Origin of the sequence: Serratia sp. root2 (genome assembly GCF_031931805.1) — a bacterium.
Classification (GTDB): domain Bacteria; phylum Pseudomonadota; class Gammaproteobacteria; order Enterobacterales; family Enterobacteriaceae; genus Serratia; species Serratia inhibens.
The window spans coordinates 318,255-339,890 of the sequence record NZ_JAUJXB010000002.1 but is presented as its reverse complement, the minus strand read 5'-3'; the positions used below and the strand labels follow the sequence as shown (position 1 = coordinate 339,890).

Annotated in this window: 18 protein-coding genes, 1 tRNA gene and 3 pseudogenes; 10 read left to right on the top strand and 12 right to left on the bottom strand. The window is 47.6% G+C overall.

All coding sequences use genetic code 11. From position 1 onward, the window contains the following. The first annotated feature begins 207 nt into the window (after positions 1-207). The 5 genes and pseudogenes from QZQ97_RS15275 (at position 208) to QZQ97_RS15255 (ending at position 3,678) form a co-directional block, all read left to right on the top strand. Positions 208-292, top strand: a tRNA-Leu gene (locus QZQ97_RS15275). Positions 293-457: 165 nt separating this feature from the next. Continuing rightward, positions 458-700: pseudogene (locus tag QZQ97_RS15270) on the top strand (Arm DNA-binding domain-containing protein); the annotation flags it as partial. 496 nt (positions 701-1,196) lie between these two features. Beyond that, positions 1,197-1,922 carry an NAD-dependent aldehyde dehydrogenase gene (locus QZQ97_RS15265; protein WP_311994164.1) on the top strand — a complete coding sequence of 242 codons (726 nt, stop codon included), beginning with the start codon at positions 1,197-1,199 and terminating at the stop codon, positions 1,920-1,922. Further along, entirely contained in the window at positions 1,919-2,173 is a 255-nt protein-coding gene (locus QZQ97_RS15260; protein ID WP_128865696.1) for an ogr/Delta-like zinc finger family protein, read from the top strand. The genes QZQ97_RS15265 and QZQ97_RS15260 overlap by 4 nt, the downstream gene beginning before the upstream one ends. 344 nt (positions 2,174-2,517) lie before the next feature. After that, entirely contained in the window at positions 2,518-3,678 is a 1,161-nt protein-coding gene (locus QZQ97_RS15255) for a phospholipase D family protein (RefSeq protein WP_311994163.1), read from the top strand. On the opposite strand, the gene QZQ97_RS15250 is transcribed toward QZQ97_RS15255, so the two are convergent. Next, positions 3,675-5,006 carry a DNA adenine methylase gene (locus QZQ97_RS15250; protein ID WP_311994162.1) on the bottom strand — a complete coding sequence of 444 codons (1,332 nt, stop codon included), beginning with the start codon at positions 5,004-5,006 and terminating at the stop codon, positions 3,675-3,677. The genes QZQ97_RS15255 and QZQ97_RS15250 overlap by 4 nt on opposite strands. After that, a complete protein-coding gene (locus QZQ97_RS15245; protein ID WP_311994161.1) occupies positions 5,003-6,421 on the bottom strand; it encodes a site-specific DNA-methyltransferase in 1,419 nt (472 codons plus the stop codon). The genes QZQ97_RS15250 and QZQ97_RS15245 overlap by 4 nt, the downstream gene beginning before the upstream one ends. Before the next feature lie 877 nt (positions 6,422-7,298). Between QZQ97_RS15245 and QZQ97_RS15240 the strand changes: the two genes are divergently transcribed. Together QZQ97_RS15240 and QZQ97_RS15235 are read left to right on the top strand one after the other, a co-directional pair. Next, on the top strand, positions 7,299-7,934 hold the full coding sequence (locus QZQ97_RS15240) for a carbonic anhydrase (RefSeq protein WP_062791058.1): 636 nt from the start codon (positions 7,299-7,301) through the stop codon (positions 7,932-7,934). Between the two features lie 98 nt (positions 7,935-8,032). Beyond that, positions 8,033-8,193, top strand: a pseudogene (locus QZQ97_RS15235) (IS3 family transposase); the annotation flags it as partial. A gap of 290 nt (positions 8,194-8,483) precedes the next feature. Here the strand turns inward: QZQ97_RS15235 and QZQ97_RS15230 are convergent. The 4 genes and pseudogenes from QZQ97_RS15230 to QZQ97_RS15215 all read right to left on the bottom strand — a co-directional run. Next, a complete protein-coding gene (locus tag QZQ97_RS15230) occupies positions 8,484-8,930 on the bottom strand; it encodes a hypothetical protein (RefSeq protein ID WP_311994160.1) in 447 nt (148 codons plus the stop codon). Positions 8,931-9,093: 163 nt separating this feature from the next. After that, positions 9,094-10,215, bottom strand: coding sequence for an HNH endonuclease (locus tag QZQ97_RS15225; protein ID WP_311994159.1), 1,122 nt, complete (start codon positions 10,213-10,215; stop codon positions 9,094-9,096). Between the two features lie 257 nt (positions 10,216-10,472). After that, positions 10,473-10,790 (bottom strand): hypothetical protein, encoded by a 318-nt coding sequence (locus QZQ97_RS15220; protein WP_311994277.1) that lies wholly within the window; start codon positions 10,788-10,790, stop codon positions 10,473-10,475. An 84-nt stretch (positions 10,791-10,874) separates the two neighbouring features. Next, positions 10,875-10,925 (bottom strand): annotated as a pseudogene (locus tag QZQ97_RS15215) (hypothetical protein); the annotation flags it as partial. Positions 10,926-11,236: 311 nt separating this feature from the next. Between QZQ97_RS15215 and QZQ97_RS15210 the strand changes: the two are divergent. Beyond that, positions 11,237-12,073 carry an HNH endonuclease gene (locus tag QZQ97_RS15210; RefSeq protein ID WP_311994158.1) on the top strand — a complete coding sequence of 279 codons (837 nt, stop codon included), beginning with the start codon at positions 11,237-11,239 and terminating at the stop codon, positions 12,071-12,073. A gap of 68 nt (positions 12,074-12,141) precedes the next feature. On the opposite strand, the gene QZQ97_RS15205 is transcribed toward QZQ97_RS15210, so the two are convergent. The 4 genes from QZQ97_RS15205 to QZQ97_RS15190 form a co-directional block, all read right to left on the bottom strand. Then, the gene (locus QZQ97_RS15205) at positions 12,142-13,947 is read right to left on the bottom strand and encodes a hypothetical protein (protein WP_311994157.1); all 1,806 of its coding nucleotides are present in this window, start codon (positions 13,945-13,947) and stop codon (positions 12,142-12,144) included. A 383-nt stretch (positions 13,948-14,330) separates the two neighbouring features. Next, complete coding sequence (locus tag QZQ97_RS15200; protein ID WP_311994156.1) at positions 14,331-15,761, bottom strand: 6-phospho-beta-glucosidase; 1,431 nt, start codon at positions 15,759-15,761, stop codon at positions 14,331-14,333. Positions 15,762-15,912: 151 nt separating this feature from the next. Next, on the bottom strand, positions 15,913-17,358 hold the full coding sequence (gene ascF / locus QZQ97_RS15195; RefSeq protein WP_311994155.1) for a PTS cellobiose/arbutin/salicin transporter subunit IIBC: 1,446 nt from the start codon (positions 17,356-17,358) through the stop codon (positions 15,913-15,915). 66 nt (positions 17,359-17,424) lie between these two features. Then, positions 17,425-17,631 (bottom strand): hypothetical protein, encoded by a 207-nt coding sequence (locus QZQ97_RS15190; protein WP_311994154.1) that lies wholly within the window; start codon positions 17,629-17,631, stop codon positions 17,425-17,427. Positions 17,632-17,749: 118 nt separating this feature from the next. Here QZQ97_RS15190 and QZQ97_RS15185 point away from each other — a divergent pair, with 118 nt between their 5' ends. Next, a complete protein-coding gene (locus tag QZQ97_RS15185; RefSeq protein ID WP_311994153.1) occupies positions 17,750-18,784 on the top strand; it encodes a LacI family DNA-binding transcriptional regulator in 1,035 nt (344 codons plus the stop codon). On the opposite strand, the gene QZQ97_RS15180 is transcribed toward QZQ97_RS15185, so the two are convergent. Further along, on the bottom strand, positions 18,781-19,548 hold the full coding sequence (locus tag QZQ97_RS15180) for an AraC family transcriptional regulator (RefSeq protein WP_311994152.1): 768 nt from the start codon (positions 19,546-19,548) through the stop codon (positions 18,781-18,783). The two genes, QZQ97_RS15185 and QZQ97_RS15180, sit on opposite strands and share 4 nt — an antisense overlap. 104 nt (positions 19,549-19,652) lie before the next feature. On the opposite strand from QZQ97_RS15180, the gene QZQ97_RS15175 reads away from it, so the two are divergent. Further along, on the top strand, positions 19,653-20,822 hold the full coding sequence (locus tag QZQ97_RS15175) for an MFS transporter (RefSeq protein ID WP_311994151.1): 1,170 nt from the start codon (positions 19,653-19,655) through the stop codon (positions 20,820-20,822). Positions 20,823-20,825: 3 nt separating this feature from the next. Here the strand turns inward: QZQ97_RS15175 and QZQ97_RS15170 are convergent, their stop codons facing one another. Further along, on the bottom strand, positions 20,826-21,596 hold the full coding sequence (locus QZQ97_RS15170) for a thioesterase II family protein (RefSeq protein ID WP_311994150.1): 771 nt from the start codon (positions 21,594-21,596) through the stop codon (positions 20,826-20,828). Between the last annotated feature and the right edge of the window lie 40 nt (positions 21,597-21,636).

Sequence of the window (21,636 nt, the reverse complement as noted above, 5' to 3'; positions counted from 1 at the left end):
CCTTTTTTGTTTCTGGGGCCTGGTGGGATGTGGGGCGTGGTTACGGCGGGGTAGGCGTTGGCGCGCTGCATGCTGCGCCCGCAAAATGGGCACAATGTGACCCCAGAGACGATTTTTTCAGCACTTAACTCATTGAACAACGGATAAGTGTTGCATGCGGATCGCTGAAAGGTATAATTCACCCGTTTTCCGCATACTACTTGCAGTGCCGAAGTGGCGAAATCGGTAGACGCAGTTGATTCAAAATCAACCGTAGAGATACGTGCCGGTTCGAGTCCGGCCTTCGGCACCATTAGTATGTTTGAGAACGTCCGTAACAGTCCGTAAGTTACTGAAATTAAAGCCGAAAGGCTTTTTTTTTGGCCTGAATCCGTCCGAGTACATCCGTTGACATCCAGATCTTTTGGGGGTCACAATCGGGGTCAGCTCGGTTCGATAAAGGTTTGACCCCCAATTTATGGCAATAACAGACGTAGCAGCCCGCACAGCAAAGCCTCGCGACAAAGAATACAAAATCACTGACTCCCACGGTTTATACCTTTTAGTCAAACCAAACGGCTCAAAACGCTGGTACCTAAAATTCCGCCACGAAGGTAAAGAAAGCCGAATTGCCTTTGGTGCCTACCCGATTGTGACACTGGCGAAAGCACGTGAAAAACGTGACGAAGCAAGAGCGCTACTTGCCGATGGGATCTCACCGGCGCTGTGTGGGTTTGTCTGGTAGTGCCCTATTATGAGAATATTTTGCGGGGTGGCAACAAGGGGATGTTGTGTGGTGTTAGAGATTTTTTCCTTGATTTTCAATTGAGTGTACGTTTTGGCCTATATTGGCAAACAGAGGCAAAACCGCAGTAATGAATTAACAATGAATGGTTAGTTATTAATAGACATAAACAGTTCAACGTATTCAGAAAAGGCTAGCCAGAAAAAAGGCTGTTTTGAGCCGGGTGAACAGTAGTGAACACTAGGTGAATAGTTTTAGATAAACTAGTAACTACTTTATTTGCTGATTTATATACTTTTTTTATTAAAGTGAACAGTAGTGAATAGTTTTTATAAGAACTAAAACCTCCTTGGTGGTTTTGCAGTCAATTCTTGGGGCTGTTGTCCTGCGGACAGTCCAACCGGGATGAATGGCGATGTTATACGGCAGTCAGCAGAATAGCCTCACATTGACTGACACCGGAGATAACCCCATGAGCACGACTGCATTACCCCAGCACATCAACGACAAGCTGCAAGCCCTGCGTGATGCCCGCGCCGCCCACGACAAAAACTATCAGGCACTGACAGACGTCATTACGGGGATTGCCCGCTGTCATCAACAGAAGAAAGACACGGAAGTGGAAAGTCATGAGGCAGAAAGCCAGTGGCGCACTTTGTTTCGTAAGCTGCGCGGGGAAATGACCCCGGAACTGCAAGCGCAGCATCACAGCCGGATTTCCAAACGGGAGCTGGCGAAAGAGTTCGACGGTCTGGTTGAAGAAATGGAGCTGGACAAAATGCAGCTTCACCTCAGTTGCGGCAGAACAGCCCCGGAAGTGGTGACGGCGCACGAAGCGGCCCTGAAGGCCTTTGCCGAACATGCGATGGATAAGGCCGTCGATGCCCTCAATGCCGTCATCCTCAGCGCCGAGGTGATTAATGCCTGCGCGCTGGCGAAACAGGCTTACGGCGTATATTGGCGCGACCCGCAGGAAATGCTTGAAAAACGCCTGCTGGGGGCGCTGAGTGGTCGTGTTACTGCGGCCACAGCGCTACAGAACATTGAACGCCCGGTGCTCAATGACATCGGTCTGACGATCCCTGCTGAGACGGGAGTGTTGCCAGAACTGAAAAATAGCCCGATGACACGGATGAAGGTTGCGAGGGAACTGGCGGAAAAACGTCAGCGCTTGCAACAGAAGGGGGAAAAATCATGATGCGTTGCCCACTGTGTACTCATTCGTCTTATACCCGTACCAGTCGCTATATCACGGAGCGGACGAAAGAAGCCTATTACCAGTGCCAGAACATCGTGTGTTCCTGCACCTTTAAAACGGTGGAGAGCGTCGATAAGATTTTATGTCAGCCTATAAAAGCGGAGACGGTAACCGGTGATGATTTACCGCCGCCGGAAAAAAGGACATTAAACCGTTACCGCCGTTATAGCCGAAATCAAACACTTCACTGATTGAGCAGGCCCCGCTGCAATGCTGATTTTGCTGCGGGGCTTTTACCGTCCCCAAGTCCAAAAACAGCCTTTTTCCTGGCTAGCCTACCTCAAACTGCGCGTGCATGCATAGGGTGCATGATTTTGCATGCAAGAAAATGCACTTTTCATCCCCTGCCGCACCAGTGCTGGCACGGTCTGCGGCCGTTCATGCAACTGCATGAAAAGCGACACATGAAGCGCGCAGGCGTGGCGGGGATAGCATTGCACGCAGAACAACTTTGATGCGTAAAAATGAAGTAACTTATGATAAAAGTAGTACTGCAAGATATCGCCTCTTTTGATGGGTTTAACGGAGGTGATCATTGCGCTCTAACGTAACTTTTAATGAGAAGGAAGGAATGGAATTTCTAATACAAAATCCCAATGATTCAGAAAGCGTATACTTAGTTGATGCTATTTTAGATGCATGCAAAGGAGCTACACGAGGCGCAGGTTCATTTGCATTTATGTCTAAAGGAGGAGTTAAGCTACTTATTAATGACAAGATTTTTACAGATTTTCTAGGAAGAAGCAAATTTGAATTAATTGTAGGTGTCGATGCAATTACCGACACATCCGCAGCAAATGAATTAAATTTAATTAGGAGTAAATATGAAAATTTAAGTGTAAAAGCCTACCTGCCTGATAGCGCGAGAACCATTTTTCATCCTAAGTTCATATGGTTTGAAAAGGATAGTGGTGGGGTAATAATTACCGGTTCAGGGAACCTAACTGCTGGAGGATTAAGATGGAATGTTGAAGCTTTCGATGTAAATGAATTAATTAATTCTGAATTTAACAAAATTAAAGAAAAATGGGGAAGGTTTTTAGTTTGTGAACCGGAGAAATTTCATGATATAGATAGTCAAGAGGTAATAACTCTTTTAGAAAGAAACTCTGAGCGAAAAAAAATACTTAAGTCACTCACAGTTAAAAAAGAAAGCTCAGCCAGTGATACCATCGATTTAAATGAGTCAGTAATAGATGTGGATGCTATTCCGAATGTTGTTAATACAATGGACGTTCTGGTGGCGGAAATACCAAAGTCAGGAAGTAGATGGAAACAAGCAAATTTCGACGCTCAAAATTTCATTAACTTTTTTGGCGCATCAACTGAAAAAAATAATGTGAGGGTATATTTCTTCCATGTAAATGATAATGGGGTTATCGGAGAGCCTGAGGTTAGGCCTGCCGTAACAGTATCAAGCCATAACTACCGTTTTGAACTCGATGCAGCAAGTGATCTTCCGTATCCTGAAGATGGAAGGCCTTTGGGTATTTTTGTGAAGATTGCAGTCAGAACCTTTTTGTATATGCTATTAATGCCAGGTGTTAAAGAGCACGAAGAAATGAAAAAATTACTAGATGAAGCAGTTCCATCGCCAGGGAAAAAGATGCGCCGAATAATATTCCTAGCGCATCAGGTAAAGAAAGTTTGGCCAGAGTCACCGCTCTGGAAAAATCTTGACTTCAGTGAAGGTTAAAAGGAGCATTTCAAAATGACCTCAGCACATGCTCTTTTTTTAAGATTAAGATCTCGGCGGTTCAATTGGTTATGTGCTATACCATCAATGGATATAAAACTAACCTTTTTGTAAAAAGCATTTGCTATCTCTATTATTTTATTTGTAGAAACAACACGAGGATGAGTTCCATCTCCATCCTCGTGTGGAGAATAAGACAAAACTAGTGGAATGTTATAATCACTAGATTTTTTAAAAAGATCTTCAAACGCACTTGGAGCAGATGAGCGTATACAGAATGGCGACTGATGCCTATTTTCTCTGTAAATACCTCTACTCCACTCGATTTTTCCTCCTTTTATAGAGGTTGAAATGCTAGGGTTATCTCGTAGACTCATCGTTTCTAGAACATGATAAAAACGGCTATAATGATCTCGGGTATATGGTGGGTCTGCATAAATAACAGATAGTTCGTCTCCATACTCAGTGATTGCATCTTTATAGTCCATGCGTAGTGCAATTGAATTACCATCAGTCAGTGGAAGTGAAGAATATCTATGCAACCAATCTGTGCAGCTTTGTAAAGGATCTATAGTACGATCTCTATTAACTAAACTTGTGATGTTAGATTTTATTGAACCGTCTTTGTTTCGTGGGCGCAAAGGTTGTGCAAACTGTTTCCCAACGGTATTTACTAAACTACTAGCCGTGCTGAGTGCTACGGCTTTTAATGTGTCCCTTACCTCACCATCATATTTCTCTGACTCGTGCAATATCATGTCTAAAATAATTGATTGATAAAATGAGAAGTAAATTCCACCAAAATATCTTAATACCGTTGTGTTTGGGTTGGTTAATAGCCCTTTATTCATTAGAGATCGAATTGATTTCTCTTTTGCCTCATTAAGGCTTGAGTCTACTATAGCAGAGTCTTTGTTCCAAACAGTCAATGGAGGCGATTCTAAAAGGTGTACTAAAGAATCTGGTCTGCCGATATTTGCTTGCGATATATAATTTTCTTCGATTTCTAGCATTGGTGTTACACATTCAATTATCTCATTGAGTAATTCCGAATGTTTTATGTTACTTATTATCTCCTCAATATATTTTGAATTCATTCCGGCAGGATTAAGGATTGCTGAACTCAAGATACGAGAGTACTCCTGAATATCTACAGCAGTTACAGGTCTGGTTTTTGAAAGGTATCCCCCAACGACTCCTGAACCTGAAAATAGATCACAAACACGACCTCCTTTCGGGGATATGTCATCAATTGCAGAGTTGATGTCTGCAAGAAATCTTGACTTAGCGCCTAAGTAGTATATAGGTTTAAAGTTATATTTTTTCATTTTTTATTTTTCTTATTTAGCCTGTAAAAATCGTAACCACCACCACCCATCCAGTTAAAATCTAGTGAGACCCCACCAGTCTCAGAATCAATAACTTTCTTCATTCTATTAACACAGTGGGACTCAATGTGGTTACCACACTCTATCCCTATGTATTTTCTGTTCATTTTATGAGCGACGGCACAAGTTGTTCCTGAACCAAGGTAAGGGTCAAGAACTATATCACCAGGATTAGTGCTTATATGAAGTATTCTTGAGATTAAATTCTCTGGTTTAGGCGTGTCAAAAATAGTAGTTTCTTTAAATAATGATAAAAGATGCTTTTTCGCATCACTTGTAGTACCTACTGTTTTTGCCTGCCAAATGGTTTCAGGAACAAGTCCTTCTTTTCTGTCTGAAAGAAATTTTTTTATGCGCGGAACACCATTACCATCTTTTCCAAACCAAATGTTGTTTGCTGCTATTTCATCTAACATTTTTTTTTCAGAATATATCCAACACCGACCTTTGGGAGGGATGTTAACTTTACCACTTGGTGATTTTATTTTATAAAATTGTTGGGGGGTAGCATGCCCATCTTGTACATTTGCGGAAATCGACTGCCATACACCCCTTGGGTCATTATCGGGATTTTTATAACGTTCAAATGCTTCTTCTGAAAGAGGAAGTGAGTTTCTTGACTTTGTCCATAAAGTTGCGTTCTTTGCATATACTAATAAATATTCGTGATTTCGAGAGAATGCTTTCCTATTCTCACGTGTTGTGCGTCTTTCCCAAATTATTGTTGCTACAAAGTTATCTCTTCCAAAAACTTTATCCGCAGCAACTTTTAGATAATGTAACTCAGAATCATCGATAGATATCCAAACACTGCCATTCAGTTTGAGAACATCTTTAACTAAACGCAATCTCAGAGTTATTGCATTTAACCATTCTTCATGACTCATATTATCATAATAATGTAAATAACTTTCACCATTGTTATATGGTGGATCGAGATATACGCATCGTACACTTTCAGGCGCTTGCTTTGCCAATACTGACATCACATCAAGATTATCTCCATGAATTAACATGTTACCGGTTTTCTCAACTCCATAGGAAAGCTCTTTGATGTGGCTAAAATCATTAGGTTCATAAAAATTATTACTGTTTACGTTCATGTTTTTTTCTAATGAGCAAGCTAAACTTTCAATCTCATTGGTAAGCATTAGTTGCTCCTTACTTGTCGTTTGGCCACTAATTAGCCAGTTTATATCAACTCGCTTACCTTCTGGGGTAACAAGATTTGAAATAATATGTAATTTTTCCGTATCTACAAACGCCTCTCCTTTTAAAACCTTGGAGATAGTAGCGTAATTCGTGTACCCAAGAATGCGTGATAGTTCTTGGGGCGTGAGGTTTAACTGTTGCATCGCGACCACGAAACGTTCGCACATTGCTTTTCTAAGATTGGAGTTTTTCTTCGGTCTAGTCATTTCATCATAATATAGATAGTCCTCGTAAAATTCCAGTTTCTAATATTCTTTTTTTTAAAAAAAACAACAATCAATATATCAAAATGTTATTTATAGAGAGGGAGGAGTCTGTGGGTTACGTCAGTTCTGTTTTCCTGAGAGAGAAATGATTCTTTTTTCTTAAATAACTGTAGGTATCAGTCGATAGTTTGTAGTTTACGTTTGGTGGTCAAATTGGTGGTCTGCTTTAATTTTTTTATAAAAAATCCTTTTTTTTTATTGTGTTATTTGTTTTGTGCGAGTCCGGCCTTCGCACCATTAGTACAGTGCGGGTAAGAAACCACCGAAAGGTGGTTTTTTTGTGTCTGCGATTTTGCTCCGCAAGTTTTCCTTATCTGACCCCGACTATCTTCATCAACGGATTGCTGCACCTCGTCATTGCCACTTCTATAAAAATGTGCTCCAAAAATGATGCAGTGTGACCAAGCCGTGAGCACCAAACCTAAAGAGGAAATGAATCAAATGGCTGATGGAGCGATTTGTTTCCTGAGAGCGCCGAAAAAGGGCTCAAGAACCTGACGCATGAAGTGCCACCGACCTGTAACCTAAAATTTGGCTACATCCGGGTAATAGAGATGCTGCAATCGCAATAATGGGGGAATAGAGTCGAGTCATTCCGGCTCATTGCGGAAGAAGGTCTGGCGCTAATGAAACGCCCTTACTTAGCAGGCACGTTCCGCAGTCCCTTGAACGTTCATTTCCCTCTAAGATGTGCTGGACTAACGGGAAGTGATGCTTATCATGTTATCGAGACTACAGATCCAGAGAGCGTGTTATGCAACATATCATTGAAGGTTTCCTCAGCTTCCAGAAAGAGATTTTCCCTCAGCGTCAGGAGCTCTTCCGCAGCCTTGCCTCCAGCCAGAACCCTAAAGCGCTTTTTATTTCGTGTTCTGACAGCCGCCTGGTGCCGGAGCTTGTGACTCAGCAAGAGCCGGGGCAGCTTTTCGTTATCCGTAACGCAGGCAACATCGTTCCTTCCTTTGGCCCGGAGCCGGGAGGGGTGTCGGCGACCATTGAATACGCGGTTGTGGCGCTTGGCGTTACGGATATCGTGATTTGCGGCCACTCGAACTGCGGCGCCATGAAGGCTATAGCTTCTTGCCAATGCCTTGACCCGATGCCTGCTGTTGCCCACTGGCTGCACTATGCGGACGCGGCAAAAGCGGTGGTAGAGAAGAAAACGTGGGATAGCGAAACCGACAAAGTTAACGCTATGGTTGAAGAGAACGTAATAGCTCAGCTAAATAATATTAAGACTCACCCGTCCGTTGCCGTGGGTCTGCGCAACAACGGCCTGCGTCTGCACGGCTGGGTGTACGACATCGAAAGTGGCGAGATCCGCACGCTGGATAAAAATACGAAGAATTTCGTTTCGCTGGCGGATAACCCCGACGTTTGCTTCGAATAACGTGATACCTGGCCTTGGCGATGAAATTGAATCCACGCACCGGCGTGGATTTTTTTATGGATAGGTCTAATGAGTTGAATGTAATTAATAATGTTCTTTATCTGTTCACAACGCTGAACGAAGCACGGGAGATAGAGCCGATCTCAGGTTGAATGAACACAACAGTGAGCGACCTCATGAATCCCTGAATGACCTGATGCCGGAAGAGTACCGGCTGATGGCTGAAAAACCAGAAATATCAAAAAGTGCGTGGAACTAAAACCGGTATGCTTACAACCGGTGTTCAGTGAACCGGATCTTATGCATGGCGATTTCCACTAGGGGCATAATCAGTATTTTGGATGATCACTAAAAGCATATTAAAATAAAATGCACATGCTTAGAACTGGATTTTCTATTTTTAATTAGAATGTATTTTTTAATTTATTTCAATGAAATTATCTTGTGGATTTGATCGATGATTTTCGTTGGTGTTGATATGTAAAGATATAATGTAATTGTCAGCCCAAACATAGTTAGACTGACTTGTGGTTGGTGCTATTTTATGATTTATCCTAATTTTAAACCTCCCAAAATGCCGTGTAAAAAATATATAAAACTAATCATGTAAAACGTGTAGCAAGCTAGGAGTATGGGTGAGTGTTTCAGTATGTTTTTAACAGACTTTCTGTAACGGGAAAGTTGACCCAAATCGTATAGCCTAGCTTTTTTCTCATCACCTTCTAACTGTGAGGTAATTAATGACTCTATTTCTGATTCTATTTTTTGGAAGGGGCGTTTTTCTTTGTTATTAGAGTTTATTAAATAAAAGAAAATAAAAAGCAATATAATCATTGCTGCCAGGCGAATAACGGAGTGAGTTACCCCCCCCCAACATCCTAAGGTGGCGACGAACAACCATATACCTTGCATGTTTGCATCGTTTCTAAAAAAGTCAATGTACTCCTTATAATTAACTATGCGTTTTTCGATAGGCTCATCATTACTAGATTGCATAAGTTACATCCTTCTATTTTAATTGTGATTGATGATGATTGTTTGTGTTTAAAATGGTTAATCAAGTGCTTCATGTGTAAAAATAAACTATTGGTATAGGAAAAACTACTCCATCCTATCATAAACAACATGGGTAATTTCTCGCATGTTTTTTAAGAAATAACTATTTAAAATCAGTCTCTTTCAATTCCAACTTCGCCATAAGCTTTTTGTTAACGTCCATCCCATCACTCCCACTATGGATCCGTCGGTGGCAAGTAGGGCAGATAGCGCCCACCCACTGCGGATGGTCGGGGCCTTCATCGGCCAGTCGTTTTGTGTGGTGGGGTTCTAAGTACGGCTCACCGTTGTTTTTCTTGAACGGCGCAGGCTGGTCGCACGACTCACAAATGCCATTCGCACGTTGCAGAACGTATTTTTTCACGTCCTCACTGCGTTTGAACCAAGATTTCTTACTGTCGCCTTGCTGGCGTTGGCCCGTCATCATGGATGATTTTATCGCCTTGGCACGTAGCTGTTCGAGTGTTTCTTTCTTCGGGGCTACTTCTGAAGTATCAATATCATGATCAACTTCTCGAGCAGAAGATACAGGGAATAGATTAAAAACTATCCCTTTCCTCATTTTATCTTTTTTGTAATCCAGGCAGTCAATGTAATCCCAAGTATCACATTCAAACATTCCAACGAATCTTACACCCTTATCTTTCTTATTATCTTCAAAGAGGAATATATCTTCGCCATTCTCTTTGTGGTCACGGATGGCCTTATTACCTCTAATAAACTTCATGTCATCTTTTTGGCCCTCTCCTGTGTAGGAGAAACTGCCATCAGCAGACCATCCATCCTTGTACCCATAAGCCTCGCCACTTTCACCGGTGAAAATGAAGATGACGGGGAACTCTGTCGGCGTCCAGATGCCGCCCTGGAGTTGCCCACCGTAGAGGTCGATGAGCTCTTTACGCGTGTACAGTTTACCCTTTACTAAGTGCTCAATAGGGTGTGGTGTTTCTACGATATCGAAACCGAGATTTTTAAGTGCCTGAATAGCTATCTTGGAAACACTATTAGATATTATTTTTTCTAGTGGTTTTCCGAATTGATAAATATAGGTGGCCGCGGCGATGACTCTGATGTCGTAATTTTCATTATTATAACGGAGTACGCATTTTTTAATTCGTTTGACGTTATATTTTTCAAGAAGCGCATCACAACCCAGCGCTTTATATTCTTCAATAGCTTTTAAAACAGCCTCTTTCGAAGATAACGTTTCTATCTTAATAGTCAAAACATCCCCCTCTCATTGCAGAACAGGTTCTGGGCAATGCGTGGGCTTACTGCCAGTAGGCGGTAGCCATACGTAGTCATCCAGCAGTTAGCTCATCGATTTATCGAATGCGTTAACTATGCCAGGCCAGGGGGAAAATGCCTACCTTAGTGAATGTATTTATCGTGATATGTAATCGAAATCTATGGGATTTTCTGGAGGGGATAAGAACGGCACCAAACTAATACCGTCCTTATTATTATCATTTTTATCTGTTTTTAACCTGCCAGCTCCTGGCACTCCATCTCCCGCAGTGCGCGGCCATAAAGGTTGCACAGGGCGGGCACCAAGTGAGCCGTAGCATTGAGGTAGTGATTCAGCTGTTCCCAGCCGGCGTCATCGGTTTGCGGATGCTTTTGCAGGAGGTTGCCGCATAACATCAGGCCATGACATAACCCTTCGGCTTGTTCGGCGGAGAGTGCGGCTAAGTCTAAGAGCTGTGACGAGTCTAAGGTGCTGAGATCGAGTTGGTTGAACAGTTCGCGATAGAGGGTGAGGGTACTTGTGGTGGATTGTGAGGTGGAAATGTTTTCCATGTGGCTGTTCTCCTTAGTGTGGTGCGTTGCTACCACGTGAGACGCTAAACCCATGGTGGTAGCCCAAACGGAGTTAGCGTTACCGGACACTAAGGAAACCGGCGCTTCTTGCGAAGCCTCCGCCTGGGCCACCATGATTCTGGATGTTCAAAGCCCCAGCATTATATACATAATGCTGCTCAGTGTATGTTCGGAACGCTAACTCCGGCTGCGGATTGTGCCGCAGCGAGCAAAATTATATCGTTGTGCTATTGGCGATAAAATAGCTAGTTTAAAATTACAGGTGATTACTGCCAATATTGGAATAAAGATCGCAGCAAATAATTTCTAACATCATCACCTTCAAAAACTAAACACAATAATCTATTGTACACATCCAACTCATTTGAAAAATTAATAGGTTCCGATATATTCATTAAAGTTATTACTTTGCTGTGAGTATTCGTATGCTGTATGCCGTGATTGCAGAGATGGACAAGTCAAAATGGAATGATACGCCTGGTAAGGAGTATCACTTCCCTAAGCGTTACGTGGAAATGCTCAAACCCGGAACTCGCGTGGTCTACTACAAAGGGGGGAAAAGGGGTAAGGGGGCAGAAAAAGTGAAAGATCAAAATAAGAAACCACTTTCTCCTAAGCCACATTATTTTGCCATTGGGACTATCGGCAGTATTTATCCCGATCCTAAAGGTGAAGATGGCGAGCAATACGCAGTCATAATAGATTTCCAACCGTTTACTAAAGCGTTATTGGCCAAAAGGGCCGATGGTTACTTCGAAGATATTCCTGAGCATCGTAAGCTAAATTACTGGCGTTCAGGCGGCGTACGCCCTATAACCGAAGAAATATTTGAAGCGATAGTCGAGCATGCGGAGCTGGGTGCAGTAGTAGTGCCGGAAGAGAAGGCGATGGAAGAGGAAGGGGATTACAACGACAGTTTTGAGTCTGAAGCAACCCATCTTGAAGGCGCAAAAATCAGCTACTTCACGACCAAGTACGAACGTAAACCACTGTTAAATAACCAAGCAGTGAAATTACATGGCACTACATGTTGCGTCTGTGGTTTCAACTTCAAGGCATTTTATGGTGAGTATGCAGAGGGATTTATCCACATCCATCATTTGTTGCCGGTCTCGGAGCTTGGCGGTGAGAAACCCGTTAATCCAGCTACAGATTTGGTGCCGGTTTGCGCTAATTGTCACAGTATCATCCATCGTAAAAAAGATAGAACTCTCTCTATTGATGAGTTAAAGTCGATGATTCAGCAGCAAAAATTGGAGTAGTTATAACTGTAATGTCAGGACTGGGGAATTATGATGATTAATATTCTCCTAGTAAAGCTACCATGCAATTATTTTTTTCCGGAGTCATCGAGACCTACTATATGAAATTCGGCTCCTGAGGCTCGGATAGCATTATCAGTGCTGACTAGAAGCACATCTAATTGTTTTTTTATGTTGCTATTATTATTGTCATGATAGCAACTTTTTTGTGTGTGCGGTTGTATTACAATAACTCTTTTTCGGAAGTTGCTGCTTTTTTCTATACTCTCTAAGTACTTAATGAAATCTTCAGGGTTGGTCGGATTATCATCTTTCCAACAATACTTTCTGGTGGAATTATCAAATCTATCTCGCAAATCTTTGGAAAGTGTTTTTCTGCTGCAATATCTAAGGTTTTTAATAGCTTGGTTTAACACAATGTCATGAGCACCAACGGAGACTCTTCGGTTCTTACTCTCTGTATTTGCTGCTTTAACATGGATTAGGGATAATATTATTAATTCATCATGTTCTACTACATGAATGAAATCGGCTTTTTCTCCAGCTCCATCATCACAGTAAAGCCAACCTAAAGGATTCTCAGTAGTATTGAAATTTTCTGGTTTTATCCATTTCCCATTCCATCCTTTTTTTACCCAACAGAAAAGAGAATTTTGTTTTCCAATATTATCTAGTGAAATTAAATTATTAACTTCAGGTTTTTCTTGTTTTATGTTATAACCTTCAAATCCGGCCCATAGGAATGAGTTGTATGAAACATCCCTATAGTCAGTTTTAAATAGCATTCCATTTATTAATGCGTGACCAGACTCATACCAACATTTAATCAACTCAGGATATTGGAATATTTTTATATAGTCTTCGAAAGGCTTTCTAGTTTTATAATTTTTACTTACTATATTGAAGGATACTGCATAATCATTTATCTCTGGCTCAACCTTTATCTCACCAATATTATGGTTCTTATAGTAAATTGTAATGCTTATGTTGTGACTGGCTAAAGATGGGTTAACTTCTACAAAGTAATTATTTTTCAATTTTTTTAATAATTCTTTTCTCCGCTGACCATCTTCTTCAGGAAAAAAATCACAATCAATTATTGAGAATTCATAGGGGGTTTTGATTCCCTTCATTTCTGAGATGGGGTACGCCAAAATACCTATGGGGGTGTCTTCTATTTTGCTGTTTTTACTTAGTATGTCTAATATTTCCACAACTCTGTTTTCAAAAGTACTCCAATCTTTACATGGCCCTCTCCATATTGATGATTTGAACGGATTGAGGCCAATGGATCTTTTTGTATCCCCAATTTCAGTTCTTACAGCAGACATCATATATGACTGATCATTTAGAGGGTCTAATGTATCGGCAACGTTATCGCCACCTAGAACTTTAGAATCAGCTTTAAAACTGTTTTTTCCATGAATTCCTAATAGCCAAAGCATTTTTACATTATCTTCATTGATGAAGTTGTAATTCAATTTCTTAATGTCAATTGCTGTCAAAAATAAAAGCCTGCTCTTGCTAAAGTAACTTCTTATTTCATCTTTCATACCTTTCTCTGAGAAGTAAAAGGCAATATAATTCCCTACAGAAATAGAAACAAAAACATGATTTTCTAAGTCTAATAATTCGGACCCTTTTAACCAGGTTGGTATGGTTCTTATCTTGTACGGCGTGAAGTAACTACTTCCTAATTCACCTATGTCTTCACCCTTTGTTCCGAAGAGATCGACAGTATTGGGGGCTCTACCTTCTGTACTTATGATATCAAAAACTGCTTTGTGTGCATCAAGATGATTTTTACCATCATTGATTTCAGCCAAAAGAATTGATAGGAAAGGAGAAATGTTTTCTTTGATAAGGTTATCCATAATAGCATCACCATTGTAGTTTTTTTTGGTTCTACAACATTATTTAAGATGAATCAAGATGATGCCTATTAATAATTTAATATTTGCGCCTAGTAGTGATTAATTCTGATTGTACACGTAATGGTTATAGTTTATTTCTGATGCTTATTTATTATTATTTTGCTATTTAATTTAGTTTAAATAATTTAAATTGCAATTATTTTCTTGTGTGGTTTTTATAATGGATTGTAGGAGGAGTATTGTTCAATTATATTCCCACTAACACGGATCCTTTCTGCTGTAAGAAGGGGGGCTAAAGCTCACCCCCTAGAATTATTGAATCAACAAAGTTGCAAGCATCACTCAGCACCGAAAGCCTGGTAAAAATCAGGCCACCAACCCCATCACCCCAAATCCGCCCCATTACTCGCAATCACCTTCTTGTACCACCAGAAGGATTTCTTGCGCGTGCGGGCGAGGGTGCCGTTGCCCTGGTCGTCGCGGTCGACGTAAACAAAGCCGTAGCGCTTGCTCATTTCGCCGGTCGAGGCCGCCACCAGGTCAATGCAGCCCCAGGTGGTGTAGCCGATCACCGGCACGCCGTCGGCGATGGCGTCGGCCATGGCGCGGATGTGCTCCCGCAGGTAGCTGATGCGGTAATCGTCCTCTATCTCGCCTGCGGCATTGAACTCGTCGTGTGCGCCCAGACCGTTTTCCACCAGGAACAGCGGTTTTTGGTAGCGGTCGTACATCATGTTCATGGTGATGCGCAAACCCAGCGGATCGATGCCCCAGCCCCAGTCGCTGCGTGGCACGTGCGGGTTCGGCAGCGATTTCACCACGTTGGCGGCGCTGCTGTTGTTGTCGTTCATGTCGGCAGAGGCGCAGCGCGAGGCGTAATAACTGAAGGAAACGAAATCGACTGTGTTCTTCAGGATCTCGGCGTCGCCTTCCTCCATCGCGATGCGCACGCCTTTTTCGCGGAACACCCTGGCGGAGTAAGAAGGGTAAGCGCCACGGGCCTGCACGTCGATAAAGAACAGGTTCTCGCGGTCTTTCTCCAGCGCGGCCCACACGTCTTCCGGCTTGCTGGACCAGGGATAAAAATTGCCGCCCGCCAGCATGCAGCCCACCTGGTTGGCGGGGTTCACCTCATGCGCGATGCTGGTGGCCAGCGCGCTGGCCACCAGTTCGTGGTGCGCGGCCTGGTATTTCACCTGCTCGGGGTTTTCGTCGGCCTCGAACACCAGCCCGGCGCCGGAGAATGGGCTGTGCAGCAGAATGTTGATCTCATTGAAGGTGAGCCAGTACTTCACCAGCCCGTCGAAGGCTTCGAAGCAGGTGCGGGCATAGCGGGTGAAAAACGCCACCATCTTGCGGTTGCGCCAGGAGCCGTATTCGGTCACCAGGTGCATCGGCACGTCGAAATGGCACAGGGTGACCAGCGGCTCGATGCCGTATTTGCGGCACTCTTCAAACAGGCTGCGGTAGAAGGCAATGCCCTGCGGGTTGGGCGTCAGCTCGTCGCCGTTCGGGTAAAGCCGGCTCCAGGCGATGGAGGTGCGGAATACGCTAAAGCCCATTTCCGCCATCAGCGCGATGTCGTCGCGGTAGCGATGGTAAAAATCGATCGCGTCGTGGCTCGGGTAAAACTCGTCTTCGCGCAGGGTAAAGCGCTTCTCCAGGCCCAGCTTCACCGGCATGCGATTGGCGCCATGCGGGATCATGTCGACCGTGGTCAGCCCTTTCCCGCCCTCCAGATAACCCCCTTCAGACTGGTTGGCGGCCAAGGCGCCGCCCCATAAAAACCCTTGCGGGAATGTTAAGTCAGACATGCAATCCTCAATAATTACCCGTCATACTTGAAGCTGCCTCTGTGTTGGCTGCGCCCGCACACCCCAGTCACTTAGCTGACTAAGCTCCTGGGGATGTACGGCCTTGCCGCCTGGATGCAACTCCAATTATCTAGGGTATAAAAATGGTGCGTTAATGGGTCGCGTTAGCGGTATTCGCCGCAGGCGCAGTGGTCGCCGGGGTGGTTACTTCGCTTTCCGGAATGTCTTCGAACCCCAAAATCAGCGTGAGCACAAACGACAGCACCACGGAAAGCAGCATCACGCCGCCCACCCAGACAATGCTCATCGGGTTCGACGGGTCAAAAAACTGCACGCTGGTGAACAGGCCGGGCGAGGCCATCGAATGGCTGGCCAGCCCGCCGATACCGGCGACGGCACCGCAGACAAAGCCGCTGATCAGGCTGGCGATTAACGGCCGTTTAAGCCGCACCGCCACGCCATACAGCGCCGGTTCGGAAATCCCCGCCACAATGGCGGAAGCGGCAGCGGCCAGCGCGGTCTGGCGCAGTTCGCGGTTTTTGGTTTTGAACGCCACCGCCAGCGAAGAGCCGCCGAGCGACAGGTTGGCGCCAATCTCCGAAGGCATCACCATGCCTTCTTTGCCGGTTTCGGCGATGGTCTGAATAATGGTCGGGGTGAACACGCGGTGCATGCCGGTGATCACCAGCAGCGGCCAGATGGCGCCCATAATGGCGACGGAAAGCCAACCCAAATAGCCGTGCACGGTGTACACCAGTGCCGAAATACCGCTGCCGATCCAGATGCCCAGCGGGCCGATAAACACGATCGCGATCGGCGCGGCAATCAGCACAATCAGCATCGGCTTAAGGAAGTTCTTGGTCACCGCCGGGGTGATGCGATCGACCCAGCGCTCGATATACGACAGGATCCAGGTCATCACCAGCGCCGGGATCACCGTATAGGTGTATTTCACCGCCGTCACCGGGATGTAGGCGAACTCCACGGCCTGGCCCTGCGCCGCCTTGGCCATCAGATCGATAAAGTTGGGGTGCAGCAGCACGCCGGCAATGGCGATCGCCAGCGACATGTTGGTTTTGAACTTCAGCGCCGCAGAGGCCGCGACCATCACCGGCAGGAAGAAGAACGCGCCGTCGCCGATCACGTTCAGGATGATCAGGGTCGAGGAGCCTTTTTCGAACACGCCGGCCATATCCAGCATCATCGCCAACAGCTTCACCATCGAGCCGCCGATAATGGCAGGGATCAACGGTGACATGGTGCCCACCAGCGCATCGAGAATGCCGGCGCCGATGCCTTTCAGGGTGATTTTGCGTTTTGCGGGCGCGGCGGCGGGGGCGCTACCCGGCAGGCCGAGCGCCAGCACCGCCTGGTAGGCTTTCGATACCTCGTTGCCGATGATCACCTGGCACTGCTCGCCGCTGTGCACCACGCCCAGCACGCCATTAATCGCTTTGAGCGCGGGGGTGTCGATCAGCGCCTTGTCTTTAACGACGAATCTCAGGCGGGTCATGCAGTGCGTCACGGCGTCGATGTTGCCGGGGCCGCCCACCGCATTCACGATGGCCTGCGAGATCTCTGTGTAGTTCTTCGGCATGGAGTATCGTCTCTTAGATTATGGGTATACCCGTCATACTTGAAGCTGCATCTGTGTTGGCTGCGCTCACTCACCCGAATCACTTACTTGAGTAAGCTCATCGGGATGAGACTCGCTGGCCGCCTTGATGCCGCTCCAATTATTTAGGGTATAAGTACGCGCTTGGGCGATCCGCCGTTCCATCTCAATGAAACGCCCACAAGAAACCGGTTTCACAAAATAATGTAGATCTATTTTGTTGTTGGCAAGAATTATGATTTTTTGGTTTTTCATTTCGTGAAGCTGGTCACTTTTAGATCAGGAGTGCCCGCGCTGGCGGGCGTGAAAACATTTCAAACGGGGGGCGTCTTGGGTAGACTGCGCTCATCCAATGGATTTTGACGGCGCACAGATGGCAACAATACTTGAGGTGGCTAAAAAGGCCGGCGTTTCTAAGGCGACGGTGTCCCGCGTGTTGTCCGGCAGCGGCTATGTCAGCCCGGAGAAGCGCGAGTTGGTGGATAAAGCCATCGCCGAAACGGGTTATCGGCCCAACCTGCTGGCGCGCAATCTGGCGACCAAAACCACCCAGACCATCGGGCTGGTGGTCACCAACACCCTGTACAGCGGTAACTACTTCAGCGAGCTGATGTCTCAGTCCGCCCGCATCATGGAAGAAAACGGCCGTCAGTTGATCCTGGCGGACGGCAAGCACACCGCAGAAGAAGAAAAGGCCGCCATTGAATTCCTGCTGGATCTGCGCTGCGACGGGGTGATCATCTACCCGCGTTTTCTCTCCATCGCGCAAATGGACGAGATCATCTCCCAACACAAACAGCCGATACTGGTCATCAACCGCCGCTTAAGGCTGAACGACAGCTACTGCATCTTCAGCGATCAGCACGCCACCAGCGCCGCAGCGGTGGCGCACCTCATCCAACTTGGGCATCGCGATATCGCGTTTATCACCGGCTCGCTGGATTCGCCCACCGGGCTGGAGCGGCTCTCCGGCTACCAATCCGCGCTGGCGGAACAGGGCCTTGCGGTCAACAACGCGTTGATTGTCGAAGGCAAGTGGAATGCGCAAAGCGGCATGGCGGCGGTCGATGCGCTGCTGGCCGGCGGCCACGCGTTCAGCGCCATCGTCGCCAGCAACGACGAAATGGCCATCGGCGCCATGAAGCGGCTGGCGGAATGCCAAATCCCGGTGCCGTCCGCCGTGTCGGTGATCGGGTTCGACGATATCCCGCTGGCGCCTTACACCATTCCCTCGCTCTCCAGCATGAAAATGCCGGTAACCGAGATGATTAAGGAAACCATCAACCGCCTGGTGTCGATGTTGGACGGCGGCGAACTGAGCAAACGCCCGACCTTCCCGGCGAGCCTGATCCTGCGCGATTCGGTGGCGGCGGGGCCGTATTTGTCGGCAGAGAAGGCGGGCCATTAACGGCGGATCAGCATATAGGCGCGCGGCGAGCTGCCGGTCATATTTTTAAAGAAGGTTGAGAAGGCGCTGTCGCTGGAGAATTCAAGCTTACCGGCGATATCCGACAGGCCGTATCCCTCCGCCAGCAGCTCGATGGCTTTGATCAAACGCCATTGCTGGCGCCACTGTTGGTAGCTCAATCCGGTCTCCTTGCGAAAGATGCGGCTGATGGTTTTCTCCGAAGCGCCACTGTAGCGCGCCAGCTCATTGAGCGGCGGCACTTCCTCCATGCCGGCCAGTTGCCGTAAGCGGCGGTCCTTGGGCAGCGGCAATAAGGTCGGTTCGCGCTGCGCATGCCGTATTTCGTCCAGGCATACGGCAAGAATATTGGCGCTGGGGCCGCTTTCCCACTGGGTGGCAAAGTCGGCGAGGGCGATCCGCTCCAGCACTTCCCGCAGCAAAGAAGAGGCCGACAGCACTTCCAGATGGGGCGAAAGGCCGGGGTAGCGCTGGTTGTCGAGATAAACCGAGCGATAGCCCGCCACGCCGGTAACCTGAACGCGGTGCACCACCTTGGGTGGGATCCAGGCAATGCGTGCCGGCGGCAGGAGGCAAATGCTTTCATTGAGTGTGATGCGCATACAACCCCGCTGGCTGAACAGCAACTGCCCCATGTGGTGCCAGTGCGGCCCGGAATCATGCTGCGCCAGTTCGGCCGCAATGCCTAACACGCTATTGTTGATAGCATCGGGATCAAATTCGTCCTGTGCGCTGAGCCATGCCATAAATGTGTCCGATTTTATAAGTTTTTTGTCTTTTATATTGTAATGGTCAGGGTGGGGAAGGTGCTACTTTGTGGCCTACTTTCTTTTTGGAGACGGGATGTACCATGCAACGCAGACTGACCCTTACCCTGGCGACACTGATGATGATGTTTCCCCAGATTGTGGAAACGATCTATAGCCCGGCGCTCACGCACATTGCCGACGGTTTTCACGTCAGCGCGGAGGCCGCGGCGCAAACCCTGTCCTGTTACTTTTTCGCTTTCGCATTCGGGGTGGTCGTTTGGGGCCGTTTGTGTGACGTGATCGGCCGGCGCCCCACCATTTTGGCCGGTCTGGCGCTGTATCTGCTGGCGTCGATCATCGCCATCTTCAGCACCAGCTTTACCTTGTTGTTGGCGGCAAGGGTGCTGGCGGCGTTTGGCGCGGCGGTGGGCTCCGTAGGCACTCAGACCGCCATTCGCGACCGGTTCGACGGCTATGAGCTGGCGCGCGTGTTTTCCGTGATGGGGATTGCGATGGCGGTCAGCCCCGCGGTGGGGGTGCTGAGCGGCGCCCTGTTGACCCATTACTGGGGTTATCAGGGGGTGTTCGCCGGGCTGGCGGCATTAGCCGCCTTGCTGCTGGCCTATGCCGCATGGCAGTTGCCGGAAACGCGCCCGGCGCAGGTGGTGAAAAGTTCTTTCTTCGGCACGTTTGGCCGCATGGCGAAAGACGGCGATATCTGGCGCAGCGCATGGCTGGTGGCCCTGTTCAACGTCTGCATGTTCAGCTATTACCAGCTGGCACCGTTTCGGTTTGAAGCGCTGGGCATTCCGCCGCAGTGGTTTGGCTATACCGGGTTGGTGCTGGCCGCCGGCGTCGGGATCGGCGCGGCAATCAACAAGTTTCTCATCGCCAAACAGTGGTTGTTTACGCCGCTGCTGATGCTGGCCTGCGTATTGGCGCTGATCGGCGGCGGCCTGGTGTTCCTGTTGGAGGATAAGCTGTGGTTCGTGCTGCCGATGATGCTGGTGGTGATGGCCTACGGCATCGCGATCCCCAATATTCTGGCGCGGGCACTGCGGAATTATAAGGATTGCATGGGCACGGCGGGCGCAATTCTTGGCCTGATGTATTACCTGATGCTGGCGGCGGGGCTGGTGCTGGCCGGGATGGCGCAGCGGCCGGGCATCGTGCTGATGGCGAGCAGCGCCTGCGCGCTGCTGCTGGCGTGGACCGTCGTGCGCGGCGAACGCACCGTCGCATTGGGTAAACGCAACAGCGAGCAGGCGTAACCCTCAGCGGGGAGTTGGCGGGGCGCTCAGCGGGCCCGCCAGCAAGGCATGAAGCGCCTCTATCACCGCATTGCGCTGTTCGTTCAAAAAAAGGTGCCTGCCGGGGAAGCGTCGTTCATGCACTTCGCCCCCGGCCAGCAACCGCCAATCCGCCAGATCCTGCCTGTCGACCCAAAGATCGTCCTCGCCATAAAAAACCGCCAGCGGGATCGGCAAATGTGTTTCCCGTGGGAAAATAAGCTGGCTGGCAAGCAGGAGATCGGCGCGGATCAGCGGCAAATAAGCGTCAAGCAAGTCGGCGCTTTCATCGGTGATTTCAGCCGTTTGCCCGGACTCGTGAAGTGTTTCAATCAGCGCGCTGCGCGTCAGGCGCAGCAAATGACCGTGCTTTGCCGCGTAGGGCGTGGAGCAGGCGGACACGATCAACCCTATGGGCGGCAGCCTGGCTGAGAGTGCGGTCGCCAGGGCCAACCGGCCGCCAAGGCTGTGGCCGAAAAAGACGCAGGGTTTGTCCTGCAGGGGGGCCAACGCCTGCTGCAGTTCGGCCACCAGCCTGCGGTGCTGGCACGCCGGCGCTTCGTCCGCCCGGTCTTCACGCCCGGGATATTGCATGGCGAACAGCTCGATGTCCGGGCGCAGCAGGCCGCTCCAGGCGCGGAAGGTGCCGGCGCTACCGCCGGCATGAGGAAAGCAAATCAGTCGCAATTTGCCCTGGCGTGTGGGGGTCAGCGCTTTCAGGCATCGCTCGGCTCCCCGGAAGGGTATGTTGTGCATGGCAGGTTAATCGCCGTTCAGGATGAAGGGGAAGGGGATC

What these genes read in the sequence shown, in the direction of transcription:
- QZQ97_RS15265 (WP_311994164.1), top strand. Translation starts at nt 1,197, where the DNA reads ATGAGCACGACTGCATTACCCCAGCACATCAACGACAAGCTGCAAGCC.
- QZQ97_RS15260 (WP_128865696.1), top strand. Translation starts at nt 1,919, where the DNA reads ATGATGCGTTGCCCACTGTGTACTCATTCGTCTTATACCCGTACCAGT.
- QZQ97_RS15250 (WP_311994162.1), bottom strand. Translation starts at nt 5,006, where the DNA reads ATGAAAAAATATAACTTTAAACCTATATACTACTTAGGCGCTAAGTCA.
- QZQ97_RS15245 (WP_311994161.1), bottom strand. Translation starts at nt 6,421, where the DNA reads ATGCAACAGTTAAACCTCACGCCCCAAGAACTATCACGCATTCTTGGG.
- QZQ97_RS15240 (WP_062791058.1), top strand. Translation starts at nt 7,299, where the DNA reads ATGCAACATATCATTGAAGGTTTCCTCAGCTTCCAGAAAGAGATTTTC.
- QZQ97_RS15230 (WP_311994160.1), bottom strand. Translation starts at nt 8,930, where the DNA reads ATGCAATCTAGTAATGATGAGCCTATCGAAAAACGCATAGTTAATTAT.
- QZQ97_RS15220 (WP_311994277.1), bottom strand. Translation starts at nt 10,790, where the DNA reads ATGGAAAACATTTCCACCTCACAATCCACCACAAGTACCCTCACCCTC.
- QZQ97_RS15210 (WP_311994158.1), top strand. Translation starts at nt 11,237, where the DNA reads ATGCTGTATGCCGTGATTGCAGAGATGGACAAGTCAAAATGGAATGAT.
- QZQ97_RS15205 (WP_311994157.1), bottom strand. Translation starts at nt 13,947, where the DNA reads ATGGATAACCTTATCAAAGAAAACATTTCTCCTTTCCTATCAATTCTT.
- QZQ97_RS15200 (WP_311994156.1), bottom strand. Translation starts at nt 15,761, where the DNA reads ATGTCTGACTTAACATTCCCGCAAGGGTTTTTATGGGGCGGCGCCTTG.
- ascF (WP_311994155.1), bottom strand. Translation starts at nt 17,358, where the DNA reads ATGCCGAAGAACTACACAGAGATCTCGCAGGCCATCGTGAATGCGGTG.
- QZQ97_RS15190 (WP_311994154.1), bottom strand. Translation starts at nt 17,631, where the DNA reads ATGAAAAACCAAAAAATCATAATTCTTGCCAACAACAAAATAGATCTA.
- QZQ97_RS15185 (WP_311994153.1), top strand. Translation starts at nt 17,750, where the DNA reads ATGGCAACAATACTTGAGGTGGCTAAAAAGGCCGGCGTTTCTAAGGCG.
- QZQ97_RS15180 (WP_311994152.1), bottom strand. Translation starts at nt 19,548, where the DNA reads ATGGCATGGCTCAGCGCACAGGACGAATTTGATCCCGATGCTATCAAC.
- QZQ97_RS15175 (WP_311994151.1), top strand. Translation starts at nt 19,653, where the DNA reads ATGCAACGCAGACTGACCCTTACCCTGGCGACACTGATGATGATGTTT.
- QZQ97_RS15170 (WP_311994150.1), bottom strand. Translation starts at nt 21,596, where the DNA reads ATGCACAACATACCCTTCCGGGGAGCCGAGCGATGCCTGAAAGCGCTG.